At 71.5% G+C, this 15,180-nt stretch carries 12 protein-coding genes; 1 reads left to right on the top strand and 11 read right to left on the bottom strand.

Going from position 1 to position 15,180, the window contains the following annotated elements; all coding sequences use genetic code 11:
• Window positions 1-6 precede the first annotated feature (6 nt).
• From ACQBAS_RS04240 to rimP, 11 genes are all read right to left on the bottom strand, one after another.
• Window positions 7-807, bottom strand: coding sequence for a DUF817 domain-containing protein (locus ACQBAS_RS04240; protein ID WP_427385142.1), 801 nt, complete (start codon window positions 805-807; stop codon window positions 7-9).
• Window positions 808-814: 7 nt separating this feature from the next.
• Window positions 815-2,806: a TIGR03960 family B12-binding radical SAM protein gene (locus tag ACQBAS_RS04235; RefSeq protein WP_427385141.1), complete on the bottom strand. Its 1,992-nt coding sequence runs from the start codon at window positions 2,804-2,806 to the stop codon at window positions 815-817.
• Between the two features lie 63 nt (window positions 2,807-2,869).
• Complete coding sequence (locus ACQBAS_RS04230; protein WP_427385140.1) at window positions 2,870-4,726, bottom strand: AMP-dependent synthetase/ligase; 1,857 nt, start codon at window positions 4,724-4,726, stop codon at window positions 2,870-2,872.
• A 173-nt stretch (window positions 4,727-4,899) separates the two neighbouring features.
• Complete coding sequence (gene rodA / locus ACQBAS_RS04225) at window positions 4,900-6,072, bottom strand: rod shape-determining protein RodA (protein WP_427385139.1); 1,173 nt, start codon at window positions 6,070-6,072, stop codon at window positions 4,900-4,902.
• Window positions 6,036-7,004, bottom strand: coding sequence for a bifunctional riboflavin kinase/FAD synthetase (locus ACQBAS_RS04220; RefSeq protein WP_427385138.1), 969 nt, complete (start codon window positions 7,002-7,004; stop codon window positions 6,036-6,038). Before ACQBAS_RS04220 ends, rodA begins: the two co-directional genes overlap by 37 nt.
• Before the next feature lie 10 nt (window positions 7,005-7,014).
• The gene (gene truB, locus ACQBAS_RS04215) at window positions 7,015-8,004 is read right to left on the bottom strand and encodes a tRNA pseudouridine(55) synthase TruB (RefSeq protein ID WP_427385137.1); all 990 of its coding nucleotides are present in this window, start codon (window positions 8,002-8,004) and stop codon (window positions 7,015-7,017) included.
• A complete protein-coding gene (gene rbfA / locus ACQBAS_RS04210; protein ID WP_427385136.1) occupies window positions 8,001-8,543 on the bottom strand; it encodes a 30S ribosome-binding factor RbfA in 543 nt (180 codons plus the stop codon). The genes truB and rbfA overlap by 4 nt, the downstream gene beginning before the upstream one ends.
• Before the next feature lie 152 nt (window positions 8,544-8,695).
• Entirely contained in the window at window positions 8,696-11,656 is a 2,961-nt protein-coding gene (gene infB / locus ACQBAS_RS04205) for a translation initiation factor IF-2 (RefSeq protein ID WP_427385135.1), read from the bottom strand.
• A gap of 117 nt (window positions 11,657-11,773) precedes the next feature.
• The gene (locus ACQBAS_RS04200) at window positions 11,774-12,061 is read right to left on the bottom strand and encodes a YlxR family protein (RefSeq protein ID WP_427385134.1); all 288 of its coding nucleotides are present in this window, start codon (window positions 12,059-12,061) and stop codon (window positions 11,774-11,776) included.
• A 58-nt stretch (window positions 12,062-12,119) separates the two neighbouring features.
• On the bottom strand, window positions 12,120-13,301 hold the full coding sequence (gene nusA / locus ACQBAS_RS04195) for a transcription termination factor NusA (RefSeq protein ID WP_427385133.1): 1,182 nt from the start codon (window positions 13,299-13,301) through the stop codon (window positions 12,120-12,122).
• 30 nt (window positions 13,302-13,331) lie between these two features.
• On the bottom strand, window positions 13,332-13,910 hold the full coding sequence (gene rimP, locus ACQBAS_RS04190) for a ribosome maturation factor RimP (protein ID WP_427385132.1): 579 nt from the start codon (window positions 13,908-13,910) through the stop codon (window positions 13,332-13,334).
• A gap of 223 nt (window positions 13,911-14,133) precedes the next feature.
• Between rimP and ACQBAS_RS04185 the strand changes: the two genes are divergently transcribed.
• On the top strand, window positions 14,134-15,132 hold the full coding sequence (locus tag ACQBAS_RS04185; RefSeq protein ID WP_427385131.1) for a DUF4439 domain-containing protein: 999 nt from the start codon (window positions 14,134-14,136) through the stop codon (window positions 15,130-15,132).
• The last annotated feature ends 48 nt before the right edge of the window (window positions 15,133-15,180 follow it).

Genomic DNA, 15,180 nt, shown 5'->3' with positions numbered 1-15,180 from the left:
CCCAGCCTACGGCGCGGTCCGCGAGGCCTGCGGAGGGTGCTCCTCGCGCAGGTGCGACGTCTTCCAGGTCGCGACGAGGACGAAGGAGACGACGACCAGCAGCGCCCACGACCCGAACTTCCCGACGTGCACCATCGACCAGCCGTCGGCCTGGTCCGGGTACTGCCAGGCCCGGAAGATCGTCGAGACGTTCTCCGCGAGCCAGAGGAAGAAGCCGATGAGGACGAAGGAGAGCGCGAGCGGCATCCGGTAGCGCTCCTCCCCCACGGTGAAGTGCACCCATGTGCCCCAGGTGACGCCGATGAGGACCACGGCCAGCAGGACGCGCACGTCGGGCAGGACGTGATGGGTGATGAAGTTGGCGTAGATGGCGGCGGCCACGACCGCCGTCAGGCCGTGGCGATACTTCGTCAGCCGGAGGTCGAACAGACGCCACGCTCGGGCGATGTAGGACCCGACCGCCGCGTACATGAACCCGCTGTAGAGCGGCACGCCGGCGACCTTCGTCAGGGCGTCCTCGGGATAGGACCACGAGCCGAGGTGCACCTTGAGCACCTCGAAGACCAGCCCGACCACGTGGAAGGCGCCGGTGGCGAGCACCTCCCGCCCCGTCTCGAGCCGCAGCGCCCAGAAGGCGGCCGTCGCCGCGATGCCGTAGAGCAGGAGCGCGTCGTAGCGCGCGATGGGCAGCGGCACGATCGTCGACAGCGCGAGCCCGGCGAAGATGACGACGGCGAAGGCGCAGGCCGACGCCTCCAGCCACGCGAACCGCAGCAGTTGCGCGGCCGCGTGCCGCAGGCGACTCACCCGCGACTCAGTGCGAGTGCTCGCCGACGACCATGTCGGCGCGGCCGGCGCCGAGCACGGTCAGCGGCAGCAGCGACTTGCCCGTGGGGCCGATCTCGATCTCCGTGCCCATCTGCGGGCACACGCCGCAGTCGAAGCAGGGGGTCCAGCGGCAGTCCTCGACCTCGACCTCGTCGACGGCATCCTGCCAGTCCTCCCAGAGCCAGTCCTTGTCGAGGCCCGAGTCGATGTGGTCCCACGGCAGGACCTCGGTCTCGCCGCGCTCGCGCGTCGTGTACCAGGCGAGGTCGACCGGCTCGTCGGCCAGGCCCTGCTCCGTCGCCGCCATCCAGCGCTCGTAGGAGAAGTGCTCGCTCCAGCCGTCGAAGCGGCCACCGTCACGCCACACGGCCTCGATGACCCGGCCCACGCGACGGTCGCCGCGGCTGAGCAGTCCCTCGACGATGCCGGGCTTGCCGTCGTGGTAGCGGAACCCGATCGACGAGCCGTAGCGCTTGTCCGAGCGGATCGCGTCCTTGAGCTTGTCCAGGCGGGCGTCGGTCTCCTCGACGCCGAGCTGGGAGGCCCACTGGAAGGGGGTGTGCGGCTTGGGCACGAAACCGCCGATGGAGACGGTGCAGCGGATGTCCTTGCGGCCGCTGACCTCACGGCCCGTGGCGATGACCCGCTTGGCGAGCTCGGCGATCTGGAGCACGTCCTCGTCGGTCTCCGTCGGGAGCCCACACATGAAGTAGAGCTTCACCTGACGCCAGCCGGCGCCGTAGGCGGCGGCGACCGTGGCGATGAGGTCGTCCTCGGTCACCATCTTGTTGATCACCTTGCGGATCCGCTCGGAGCCGCCCTCGGGGGCAAAGGTGAGTCCGGACCGGCGACCGTTGCGGGTCAGCTCGTTGGCGAGGTCGATGTTGAAGGCGTCCACGCGCGTGCTCGGCAGGGACAGACCGGTGTTGGTGCCCTCGTAGCGGTCCGCGAGCCCCTTCGTCACCGCGGCGATCTCGGAGTGGTCGGCCGAGCTCAGCGAGAGCAGGCCGACCTCCTCGAAGCCCGTCGCGGCCAGGCCCCGCTCGACCATCTCGCCGATGCCGGTGATGGAGCGCTCGCGCACCGGGCGGGTGATCATGCCCGCCTGGCAGAAGCGGCAGCCGCGAGTGCAGCCGCGGAAGATCTCGACCGACATGCGCTCGTGCACGGACTCGGCCAATGGGACGAGCGGCTGCTTGGGGTAGGGCCACTCGTCGAGGTCCATGACGGTGTGCTTGCTGACGCGCCACGGGACGCCGGGCGCGTTGGGCGCGACGCGCTGGATGCGGCCGTCGGGCAGGTAGGTGACGTCGTAGAAGGCGGGCACGTAGACGCCTCCCGTGCGGGCCAGCCGCATGAGGAGCTCGTGGCGGCCGCCGGGACGACCGGCCGCCTTCCACTCGGCGATGATGTCGGTGACCGCGAGGACGGCCTGCTCGCCGTCGCCGATGATCGCCGCGTCGAGGAAGTCCGCGACCGGCTCCGGGTTGAAGGCGGCGTGGCCGCCGGCCACGACGATCGGGTCCTCGTCCGTGCGGTCCTTGCTGTGCAGCGGGATGCCGGCGAGGTCGAGTGCCGTGAGCATGTTGGTGTAGCCGAGCTCGGTGGAGAACGACAGGCCGAAGACGTCGAAGTCGCGCACGGCGCGGTGACCGTCGACGGTGAACTGCGGCAGCCCGTGCTCACGCAGCAGCGCCTCCATGTCCGGCCACACCGCGTAGGTGCGCTCGGCCAGGGCGTCGGGACGCTCGTTGAGCACTTCGTAGAGGATCATGACGCCCTGGTTGGGCACGCCGACCTCGTACGCGTCGGGGTACATCAGGGTCCAGCGGACGGTCAGGTCCTCGCCGCCGGGGCCGGTTCCGCCGACGTTCCAGTCCTTGACCGTGGAGTTGAGCTCCCCGCCGACGTACTGGATGGGCTTGCTCACCTGCTCGAGAAGGGGCTCGAGGGCAGGGAAGAGGGAGTCACCGGACATGGGTTCAAGGGTAACCGCGCGGAGGGGGTGGCCCGAATCCCGCGCGGTCACCCCCTCCGTGGCTCAGCCGTAGAGGCCGTCGAGGTCGTCGCGGAAGCGCTCGGAGACGACCTTGCGCCGCAGCTTGAGGCTCGGGGTGAGCTCGCCCTCCTCGACGGTCAGGTCCCGACCGAGGATCGTGAACTTCTTGATCTGCTCCCAGCGGTTGAGGCCCTCGTTGAGCTGGTCGACGTAGGACTGGACCATGTCGCGCGCCTGCGCCGAGCCGACGACCTCCGCGTAGGGACGGCCGCCGAGGCCGTTGGCCTCCGCCCACGGTGCGATGGCCTCCTCGTCGAGCGTCACGAGCGCCGTGACGAAGTTGCGGCCTTCGCCGTGCACGACGAACTGGCTGACGTAGGGGCACAGGCCCTTGAACCGGGACTCGATGATCGACGGCGCCACATACTTGCCGTTGCTCGTCTTGAAGAGGTCCTTCTTGCGGTCGGTGATCTTGACGAACCCGCGGGCGTCGATCTCACCGATGTCGCCGGTGTGGAACCAGCCGTCCTCGGTGAGCACCTCGGCGGTTGCCTCGGGGTTGTCGTGGTAGCCCTGCATGACGTGCGCGCCGCGCACGAGGACCTCGCCGTCCTCGGCGATCGTGGCCTCCGTGCCGGGCACGGGCCAGCCCACGGCGCCGATCCGCAGCGCGCTGGGCCGCACGAGCGTCGCGGCGGCCGACGTCTCGGTGAGGCCGTAGCCCTCGAGGATCGTCAGCCCGGCGCCCTCGAACCAGCGGGCGACCTCGGGGTTGAGCGCCGCCGAGCCCGAGATGAAGAAGCGGATGCGGCCGCCGAAGCGGTCGCGCACCTTGGACAGGACGAGCTTGTCGGCCAGGGAGTGCTGGAGGGCCAGGACGCCGCTCGGGTCCTTGCCCTCGGCCCGGAGGGTCGCCGCGCGGGCACCGACACCGGTCGCCCAGTTGAAGAGCTTCTCCTTCACGCCACCTTCCTGCTGGATGCCGAGGGTGACGCGGCCGTAGGCCTTCTCGAAGATGCGCGGCGCCGCGGCCATGAAGGTCGGCCGCACGACGGCGAGGTTCTCGACGATCTTGTCGATCCGCCCGTCGACCGCGGTCTCGAAGCCGATCTGGAGCGGGAGGATGACGAGCAGCTTGCCGAAGACGTGGGACAGCGGCAGCCACAGGTACTGCAGGTCCGCCTCCGACAGGGTCGACAGCGACGCCTGGCTCGCGCACTGGAAGGTCCACGTGCGGTGCAGCAGGCGGACCCCCTTCGGCCGGCCCGTGGTCCCCGAGGTGTAGATGATCGTGGCGAGGTCGTCAGGCCCGAGAGCGTCGATGCGCGCGTCGACGACGTCCGGCTTCGCCTCGAGCAGCGTGGCGCCGCGGCGCTCCAGCTCCTCGAGGGTGATGACCCAGCCGTCGTCGTCCCCGCCGCCGTCACCCTCGAGGACGACCACCTTCATCACGTCGGGGATGGAGTCGCGGACCTGACGGACCTTGTCGACCTGCTCGGCGTCCTGGGCGATGACGACGCGGGACCCGGAGTTGGCGATGATGTAGCCGACGTCGTCGGGGATGGTCGTGGGGTAGATCGTCGTCGTCGCGGCGCCCGCCGCCATGATGCCGAGGTCTGCCACGATCCACTGGTAGCTCGTGGCCGCCGCGATGGCGACGCGGTCCTGGGCCCCGATGCCGAGATCGATGAGGCCGGCGGCGAACTGCCACACCTCGCGCCCTGCCTCTCCCCAGGTGCGGACCGCCCAGTCGTCCCCCTCGGGGAAGCGGAACGCCACCAGATCAGGGGTGCCCGTGACCCGGTCACGCAGGAGATGGCCCACGCTCTGGGCAGGGTTGTTGAGGATGTCCCAGTCGATGGGCTCGTCGGTGGGACGCTGCAACTGCGGCTGTGCCATGGGCGAACTGCTCCTTCGTGATCCGCACCCGACCACGTCGTGGGGTGCAAGGCACGCGTCGGTGCGTGCCTCGTCCGGCTGAGAATCCCACACCGGGACGCGGCGCGGGGGCTCATCGGCACACCGTGATCCGTCGGTGACCCGCTCGGCGTCGCCTGGTCACCGATGCCGACTCAGCGGCGGGTGGAGTCCCGGTGGTCCCCGACGTGGATCGCGTTGACGAGCCCGACCGCGAGCCAACACGCGAACATCGACGAGCCGCCGTAGGACACGAAGGGCAACGGCAGCCCGGTGACGGGCATCATCCCCAGGTTCATCCCGATGTTCTCCAGCGCCTGGACGGCGAACCACGTCGCCACCCCGACCGCGACGAGCCGGCCGAAGGGGTCGTCCGCGCCGTTGCCGATGAGGACGATGCGCGCCACCAGGGCCGCCACGAGCACGATGAGCAACCCGGCTCCGAGGAACCCCAACTCCTCCCCCGCGACGGAGAAGATGAAGTCCGTCTCCTGGAAGGGGATGTAGCCGCCCTGCGTGCGGGTGCCGGCGTGCAGTCCCTCCCCCTGCCAACCCCCGGCGCCGATGGCCAGGCGCACCTGCCGGGTCTGATAGCCGATGCCCTCGGGATCGAGGCTGGGATCGATGAAGGCGAGCAGCCGGTCTCGTTGATAGGGCGAGAGCAGTGGTGTCGTCAGGGCCGCGGTGACGACCGCTGCCCCGACGGCGCCAGCTCCGACGAGCCAGCGGGCGGGCGCCCCCGAGAGGGCGACGACTCCCAGGGTCAGGGCGGCGAGCACGAGGGCCGACCCGAGGTCGGGTTGCAGCAGGACGAGCAGGATCGGCACCCCGGCGACGGCGAGCGCGGCGAGGATGGAGCGCGCTCCCGGGCGGCGGTGCCGCTCGAGCGGATCGGCCAGGACCATGGGGAGACCGACGCACAGGCCGACCTTCGCGAACTCGCTCGGCTGGAGGGAGAAGCCGCCGGGCAGCTGGATCCACGAGCGCGACCCGTTGATCGTCGAGCCGAGGGGGCTCAGGACGAGGACGAGTCCGACGACGGAGGCCGCGAGGACCAGCGGCGCGAGGGCGCGCAGGGTCTGCCGGTCGAGACGACCGACGAGGACCGCGAGCGTGACCCCGAGACCGAGGTTGAGCAGGTGGCGCAGGAGATAGGCCGACCCGCTGTCGACGCGGGTGGCCGAGTGGACGAGCAGGGCACCGAGCACCGAGAGCGCGAGCGCCGCCGAGACGAGCAGGACGTCGCTGCGCAGGAGGAGGTCACGCACTCCGGCGCGACCGGGCGAGCGGCTCAGACCGAGGCCGTGGGCGCCAGCACGAGCCGACACTGCTCGACGTCCTTCGCGATGGCGACGAGCAGTTCGTCGACCGAGTCGAACCGCAGCGTCGGCCGGATGTGCGCGACGAACTCGATGCGCACCTGCTCGCCGTAGAGGTCGAGGTCGGTGCGGTCGAGGACGTAGGCCTCGACGGTGCGCTCGACGTCGTGGAAGGTCGGGTTGGAACCCACCGAGATGGCCGCCGGCAGGCGCCGCTCGGGGTCGTCCGCGGCCAGGTCGAGTCGCACGAGCCAGCCGGCGTAGACGCCGTCGGCCGGGACGAGGCCGAGGCTGTCCTGGGATAGGTTGGCCGTCGGGAAGCCCAACTCCCGGCCCCGGTGGTGACCGTGGACGATGGTGCCGCCGACCCGGTGCGGGCGACCGAGGATGCGGGCGGCGGCCTCGACCTCGCCCGCGCCCAGGTGCTCACGCACGAGCGAGGAGGACCAGCGGTCCGCTTCGTCGTCGCCGCGGTCGCTCAGCGCGACGACCTCGAAGCCGTGCCGCTCCCCCAGTTCGCGCAGCAGCGTCACGTCGCCGGTGTAACCGGCGCCGAAGCCCTTGGTGTCCTCGCCCACGACGAGGGCTCGGGCGCCGAGGCCCTCGACGAAGGTGGAGACGATGAACTCCTCCGCCGTCTGCGACGCGAACTCGAGCGTGTAGTCGAGGACGAGCAGGCCGTCGAGCCCGGCCTCCTCCAGCAGTTCGTCGCGCAGGACGCCCGGCGCGATGAGCTGCGGGGCGCGCTCCGGGTGCATGACCTGCACCGGGTGGGGATCGAAGGTGACCGCGACGGCCGGGAGGCCGAGCTCGGCCCCCTTCGTCATGAGGGCACCGAGCACCGCCTGGTGGCCGAGGTGGACCCCGTCGAAGTTGCCGAAGGTCGCCACGCACGGACGAAGGTCCGCGGGCGTCTGGGTGGGGTCGGTCCAGCGGTGCACGGGGGCCACTCTACGAAGTGGCCGGAGCGAAGACGACATGGGAGCGGGCCGTGTGACTCGACTCATCGAGGATGGCGACGAGTTGACCGTCGGGGCCGAGCGCCGCGACGGGCGTCGCGCGTCCGGCCACGGCCGACGTGATGCGCTGGCCGTAGCCGAGGCTGCGGGTCTCCGCGTCGGTGAGTTGCCGGACCGGGAAGGCTGCGGCGGCCGCGTCGGCGAGCGGGATCACCGGCATGGGTTCTCCGGCCTCGTGGCGCGCCGCGAGGTCCGCCAGGGGCGTCGCGTCGGTCAGGGTGAAGCCGCCGACCCGCGTCCGGCGCAGCGCGGTCAGATGGCCGCCGACGCCCAGGGCGGCGCCGAGGTCGCGGGCGAGGGCGCGCACGTAGGTGCCCGACGAGACGTCGACGGTCACGTCGACATCGACGATCTGGGCGTTGTCCGTGGCGCCCGGCGCGTCAGCCGCGGCGCGGTCCGCGCTGGCCGACCGCACGTCGTGAACCTCGAAGCGGTGCACCGTGATCGGCCTGGCTGGCAGGACGACGTCCTCCCCCGAGCGCACCCGGTGGTAGGCCCGTTCGCCGTTGACCTTGATCGCGCTGACGGCGCTCGGGACCTGCTCGATGGCGCCCGTCAGGGATGCCACCGCGGCGGGCAGGGCCGCCTCGATGGCCGCGAGGTCGACGGGGGTCGTGGCGGTGACGTCACCCTCGGCATCGTCCGTGACCGTGGACTGACCGAGCCGGATCGTGGCCGTGTAGGTCTTGTCCGCGCCGACGAGGAAGGTGAGCAATTTCGTCGCGCGGCCGACGCCCAGGACGAGGACGCCCGTGGCCATCGGGTCGAGCGTGCCCGCGTGGCCGACCTTCCGAGTGGCGCAGAAGCGCCGCGAGCGGGCGACGACGTCGTGGCTCGTCCAGTCGGAGGGCTTGTCGACCACGAGCAGCCCGTCCGGGGCCGGCTCGGGTCGGGGGCGGGAGGTCGGCGGCTGGGCCGTCATCCGCGCTGGTCGGCGGTCTCGTCGTCGGAGTCTGCGTCGTCGAAGGCTGCGACGTCGTCCTCGTCGCCGAGGTCGTCGAGGTCGTCGTCGTCGTCGGCTTCGTCGCCCAGGGGCGCGTCCTCGCGGTCGGTGCGGTAGGCGTCCTCACCGGCGGCGTAGGTGGCCCCGCTGGCGGCGGCGGCGACGGCGGCGTCCTTCTCCCGCGCGACCCGCAGGAGGTCCTCGATCGCCGAGACGTTCTCCGGGAGGGCGTCGGGCAGGATCTCGAGGCTCGGGGTCAGGCGGATGCCGAGCTGACGCCCGACGAGCGAGCGAAGGCGGCCCTTGTGGGCCTCGAGGACCTCGGCCGACTTCGCGTGTTGGGCCTCGTCACCGAAGACGGTGTAGAAGACGGAGGCGTGCTGCAGGTCCCCGGTGACCCGGACGTCCGTGATCGTGACGAAGCCGAGGTCGGGGTCCTTGATGACCTGCGTCAGGTTGGCCGCGATGACCTCCTTGATGCGGTCGGCGATCTTGCGTGCGCGTGCCGGGTCAGCCATCACGAACCTCCGTGGACGTGTTGTGGGGACGATCGCCCAGCCTAGGTGATCGGCAGGGCGGCGAAGAGGGGCCGCACCGGGTCGGTGCGGCCCCTCTCCGTGGTGCTACTGGTGACGCATCAGGCGCTGAACGTGTCGCGCGCCTTCCTTCGTCAGGCGCGAGGCTTCTCGCGCATTTCGTACGTCGCGATGAGGTCGCCGATCTGCAGGTCGTTGTAGCTGCCGAGGTTGATACCGCACTCGAAGCCGTCACGCACCTCCGTCACGTCGTCCTTGAAGCGGCGCAGGCCGGCGATCTCGACGTTCTCGGACACGACCACACCCTCGCGGGTGATCCGCGCCTTCGTGCCGCGCTTGATCTCGCCGCTGCGGACGATCGAGCCGGCGATGTTGCCGAACTTGCTGGACCGGAAGATCTCGCGGATCTCCGCGGTGCCGAGCTCGACCTCCTCGTACTCCGGCTTGAGCATGCCCTTGAGCGCCGCCTCGATCTCCTCGATGGCCTGGTAGATCACCGAGTAGTAGCGGATCTCGACGCCCTCGCGCTCGGCGACGTCGGCGTTCTGGCCCTCGGCCCGAACGTTGAAGCCGATGATGATGGCGTCGGAGGCCATCGCGAGGTTGATGTTGTTCAGCGTGATCGCGCCGACGCCGCGGTCGATGATGCGCAGGTCGACCTCGTCGCCCACATCGATCTGGAGCAACGCGTCCTCGAGCGCCTCGACGGAACCCGACACGTCACCCTTGAGGATGAGGTTGAGGGTGTCCACCTTGCCAGCGGCGAGAGCCTCGTTGAGGTCCTCGAGGCTGATCCGCTTGCGCGCCTTGGCCAGCGAGGCCTGACGGTCCGCGGACTCGCGCTTCTCGGCGATCTGACGGGCCGTGCGGTCGTCCGGAGCCACGACGAACGTGTCACCGGCGCGCGGCACCGAGGAGAGACCGAGGACCTGCACCGGACGGGACGGACCCGCCTCGGACACGTTGTTGCCGTGCTCGTCGAGCATGGCGCGGACGCGGCCGTGAGCCGAGCCGGTGACGATGGCGTCACCGACGCGCAGCGTGCCGGACTGGACGAGGACGGTCGCCGTGGCGCCGCGGCCCTTGTCCAGGTTGGCCTCGATCGCGACACCGCGGGCGTCGCGGGTCGGGTTGGCCCGCAGGTCGAGAGCGGCGTCGGCCGTGAGGAGCACGGCCTCGAGCAGCTCGTCGATGTGCAGCCCCTGCTTGGCGGAGACGTCGACGAACATCGTTTCGCCGCCGTACTCCTCGGCGATGAGGTTGTACTCGGTGAGCTGCTGACGCACCTTCGCCGGGTTGGCACCCTCGACGTCGATCTTGTTGACGGCGACGACGATCGGCACGTCCGCGGCCTGGGCGTGGTTGAGCGCCTCGATGGTCTGCGGCATGACGCCGTCATCCGCGGCGACGACGAGGATCGCGATGTCGGTGACCTTCGCACCACGGGCACGCATGGCGGTGAACGCCTCGTGACCCGGGGTGTCGATGAAGGTCAGCGCGCGGTCGATGCCCTCGTGCTCCTTGCGGACCTGGTAGGCACCGATGTGCTGGGTGATGCCACCGTGCTCGCCGCCGGCGACGTCCTCGTTGCGGATCGCGTCGAGGAGTCGCGTCTTTCCGTGGTCGACGTGACCCATGACGGTGACGACCGGCGGGCGAGCCGCCAGGTCCTCTTCCTCCTCGGCGTCGACGCCGATCTCGAGGTCGATGTTGAAGGAGTCGAAGAGCTCCTTCTCCTCCTCCTCCGGGGAGACCAGCTCGATGTCGTAGCCGAGCTCGGCGCCGAGGACCTTGAAGGTCGCCTCGTCCAGGGACTGCGTGGCCGTGGCCATCTCGCCCAGGTTGAAGAGCACCGTCACGAGCGACGCCGGGTTGGCGTTGATCTTGTCGGCGAAGTCGGTCAGGGACGCACCCTGACGGACGCGAACGAGCGTGTCGCCGGTGCCGCGGGGGACGATGACGCCACCCAGCGACGGAGCCTGCATCTGCTCGAACTCCTGGCGCTTTGCGCGCCTCGACTTGCGCTGCTTGTTGCGGCCACCGCCGCGCCCGAAGGCGCCCTGCGTGCCGCCACGACCACCGGGGCCGCCGCGGAAACCGCCGCCGCCACCACCGGGTCCGCTGCGGAAGCCACCGCCGGGGGCGCCACCGGGACGCCCGGGGGCACCGGGACGACCGCCACGCGCGGGACGCTCACCGGGGCGAGCAACCGCGCTCTTGCCGGGCATCATGCCCGGGGTCGGGGCGCCGGGGCGCGGACCCGCGGGACGCGGGCCAGCCGCACCGGGGGCACCGGTGCGCGGGGCCTGCGGGCCGCGCGGACGCGGCATGCCCTGCGAGGGGGCGAAGGGGTTGTTGCCGGGACGGGCGTCGCCGCCACGCTCCCGGTTGTCACCGCTGCGCTCGGTGCGCTCGGTGCGCTCGGGGCGCTCCGCGCGGTCACGGGACGTGCCCATGCCCTGACGGGGAGCGAAGGGGTTGTTGCCGGGCCGCGGGGCACCGCCACGCGACTCGCGCGCGGCCGGAGCCTTCGGGGCCGGAGCCTTGGGCGCCGGGGCCTTCGGCGTGGGGGCGCCCGGGGTGGGCGTCGCCGAGGCGGCCGGGGCCTGCGTCGTCGAACCCGGGGCAGCCGGGGCCTGAGTCGTCGACCCCTGAGCCTCCGGAGCCCGCGTCGTCGAACCCTGAGCGGCCGGGGCCTCCGGAGCCTGAGCGGCCGGAGCCTGGGCCGCGGGGGCCTGTGCAGCCGGAGCGGCCGGGGCCGCCTTCGGACCCGGGGTCGCCTTGGCGGCCGGAGCCGGAGCGGCCGGGGTGGCCGACGGCGTTGCGGACTTCGGACCCGGCGCGGGCGCCTTCGGGCCCGGCGTCGCAGCGGCGGGCTTGGCGGCCGGAGCCGCGTCCTGCGCTGCGGAGTCCTTGCCCGAGGCGCTGCCGCGCAGCTCATCGGGGAAGTTCTGCTTGATCTTCCGCACCACCGGCGGCTCGATCGTCGAAGAGGCGGAACGGACGAACTCGCCCTGCTCCTTGAGGTGGGCGAGCAGCGTCTTGCTCTCAACCCCGAGCTCCTTGGCGAGCTCGTACACACGGACCTTTGCCACGTTTCTCCCTGTCTCGGTCCGTGCCGGACAGGCGCGGACCGTCTTTACTGCGAGGTGTTGCTCATCGCTGAGTACTCATCGGGTGCTCATCAGCGTCAAACCCGCTCTCGGTTTCTGTTACGACGGTTGATCTTGCTGGGTGGACAACGCCCTGACGTGTGCCGCCACTGCGGACATCTCGCAGGCTCCACCGAGGTGAAGCGCTCGCGAGAAGGCCTTGCGGCGAACGGCGAGGTCGAGACAGTCGTCCGTGGGGTGCAGCCATGCGCCGCGCCCCGGTAGACGGTGCCGCGGGTCCGGTGTGAGCACGAACGGTCCGTGCTCCGCCTGGATCGCGACGACCCTCAACAACTCCGACCAGCTATCCGCGCGACGGCATCCGATGCAGGTGCGCACGGGCGTCATCGACGGAGTCCAGTCCGGTCGGTTGCCACAAGTCTAGCGTGTCCGGGCCGGAACGCGGTCACCCGGCCGTGGCGGACGGGCCGGAGGAGCGCTGGTCCGCGCCACCCTGGGAGGCCGCCTCGGTGTCCGGTCGGATGTCGATGCGCCAGCCGGTCAGCTTCGCGGCCAGGCGGGCGTTCTGGCCCTCCTTGCCGATGGCCAGCGACAGCTGGTAGTCCGGCACGACGACGCGTGCGGCGCGCAGCTTCGGGTCCACGATGGTGACCGACTCGACGCGGGACGGCGAGAGCGCGGCCGCGATGAAGGTGGCCGGGTCCTCGGCGTAGTCGACGATGTCGATCTTCTCGCCGTGCAGCTGGGTCATGACCGCGCGCACGCGGGCACCCATGGGGCCGATGCAGGCCCCCTTCGCGTTGAGGCCGGGGACCTTGGTGTGCACGGCGATCTTGGTGCGGTGACCGGCCTCGCGGGCCAGTGCGGCGATCTCGACGCTGCCGTCGGCGATCTCCGGGACCTCGAGGGCGAAGAGCTTTCGCACGAGGTTGGGGTGGGTGCGCGAGAGGCCGATCTCGGGGCCGCGCATGCCGCGCTTGACGCTGACGACGTAGCAGCGGAGGCGCTCGCCGTGCCGGTAGGTCTCCCCCGGCACCTGCTCGGCCAGCGGGAGGATGCCCTCGACCGTGCCGAAGTCGACCGTGACGTGGCGCGGGTTCGGGCTCTGCTGGATGACACCGGTGACGATGTCCCCTTCGCGTCCCCTGAAGTCGCCGAGGATCGCCTCGTCCTCGATGTCGCGCAGGCGCTGGACGATGACCTGGCGGGCCGTCGACGCCGCGACGCGGCCGAAGCCGGTCGGGGTGTCATCGAACTCCGGGCCGTACTCCCGGATCATCCGCGGGCGGGCCGGCGTGCTCGGCGCGGCCGAGCTCGCTGCGGTGGCGTCGTCGTCCGCGGCGTCGGTGGTGTCGGCGGTCGCGGCGCCGTCGGTGCCGTCGGCGTCGCTGGCGGCCGTGGGGTCCACGTACTCGGGCTCGGCGGGGGCCTCGACGAGGGTCTCCTCGCGGGCCCAGACGACGACGTGCCCGGTCTTGCGGTCGAGTTCGACGCGCGCGTTGCGGTGGGCGCCCTCGGTGCGGTGGTACGCCATGAGGAGGGCGGACTCGATGGCGGGGACGAGCACATCGAGGCTGATGTCCCGCTCGCGCTCGAGAGCCCTGAGGGAGGCGAGGTCGATGTCCATGGTGTCCTTCTGTTCTGTTCTGTTGTCGGGTCAGGCGTCGTCGGTGGAGCCGGCGAGGTCGTCGTCGGCGAACTCGCCGTCGTCGACCAGGTCGTCGGCGGCGTCGGGGCGGTTGAACTCCACCTGGACGACCGCCTTCGTGATGTCGGCGTAGGGGTGGGTCGCGCGCGCGGCGGGCGTCTTGCCGGCGGCGGGGATCTCGAGGGTGACCTCGTCGGGGCTGGCCTCGACGATCCGACCGGTGACCGGCGCGGCGTCGTCGAAGGAGAGGGTCACGAGCCGACCGACGTTGCGCTGGTGGTGTCGCGGCAGCGTGAGCGGGCGGTCGACCCCGGGCGAGGAGACCTCGAGCGTGTAGGGCTGGCTGCCCATGGCGTCGGACTCGTCGAGCACGTCGCTGACGACGCGCGTGGCGTCGGCGATCTCGTCGAGGGTCAGGGCCTGCGTGGGGGCGGTGACGGCGCCGTCCGCGCCCGCGACGGGGCGGTCCACGGCAACGCGCACCAGCCGTCGCCGTCCGGCCGCCGTGACGTCGACGCTCTCGAGGACGAGGCCGGCGTCAGTCAGCGGGGCCTCGATCTGTGACCTGACGGTCTCCTGCACGCTCATGTCGTGGCCCTCTCTGAAGTTGCCCTGCTGGTCCGCGACCACTCTAACGGGGTGGAGGGCCCGCGCCGAGTCGATCCGCGAGTCACTCCCCCTTCCCTCACCCGAGGAAAGGACACCTGATGTCCCAAACCCGGACCAAAGGGGGCCCCGGACCCCAGAAAGGGACACCTGATGTCCCAAACCCGGACCGAAGGGGCCCCCGGACCCCAGAAAGGGACACCTGATGTCCCAAACCCGAGAGCGTGGGACCATGCTCGGCATGTCGACCCCCGGTGCTCACACGCCTTCGCGGCGCGTCATCCTCGGGTCGCTGCCGCTCGCGCTCGCCGCCACCCTCTTGACGGGATGCGACGTCGAGTTCGAGGAGGATGCCCCCTTCGCCCCCGCGCGCACCCCGATCCCCGGCGAGACCGACCTGCTCGACCTGCTCGCCTCGACCGCCGTCGGGACGCGGATGAGTGGCGTCGACCCGCGCGTGTCCGGCGCGGTCACGGGCCAGGTCGCCCCGCTGAGTGCGGCGCTGCTGGCGGCCGAGGTCCCCGACGACGTCATCGCCGTGGCGGAGGGCACGAGCGTGGCGTCCGCGCCATCGACCACCACGGCCACTCCGAGCGGCGAACCCACGGCCGCCACCCCGCCCCCTGACCCCTTGAGCCAGCCCGGCCTCGACCTCGGCCTCGCCGCCCTGAGTGGCGCCGACACCAGCCTCGTCCCCCTCATCGGCTCGCTCGTGGCCCAGCGGATGGCCGGGTCCGAGATCGCCGGTCTCGACCTCACGTGGGCGGCGCCCGGCGACGACGCGTGGGTCGACCCCACGGCCGCGGTCGACCTCGTCAAGGCCACCCGCGAAGCGGTCTACGCCTTCGAGGTGGTCACCGCCCAGAGCAGCGAGGGCAGCGCCCAGCGCAAGCGCGCCGGCAAGACCCTCACGTTCCTGCGCGCACTCGAGGCGGCCCAGGCCGGCGCGAGCGGCCCGGCCACTCCCCCGCACGACCTCGGCGGCGAACTCCCCTTCCCCGTCACGTCCGCGAGCGCCGCGAAGCGTCTGGCGACGCGCACCCTGGACCGGCTCGCCGACGCCCACGCGGCGACCTTCGCCGCGAGCGCGACACAACGCGGATCCACGCTGGCCATCGCGACGTGGCTGGCGCGCGTCGAAGTCCAACGGCACGGGTGGGGGCTCGCCCTCGAGCCCTTCCCCGGGCTGACGGCCTCTGCCTGACCAACCCGCCTGACGAAGCTGTCTGACGAGCTCCCTCGGAGCGGCTTG

The sequence above is a fragment of the Janibacter zhaoxuefangae genome, assembly GCF_050271985.1.
GTDB lineage: Bacteria > Actinomycetota > Actinomycetes > Actinomycetales > Dermatophilaceae.
Note: the sequence above shows the minus strand (reverse complement) of the source record. Positions and strands in the feature narration are given on the sequence as shown.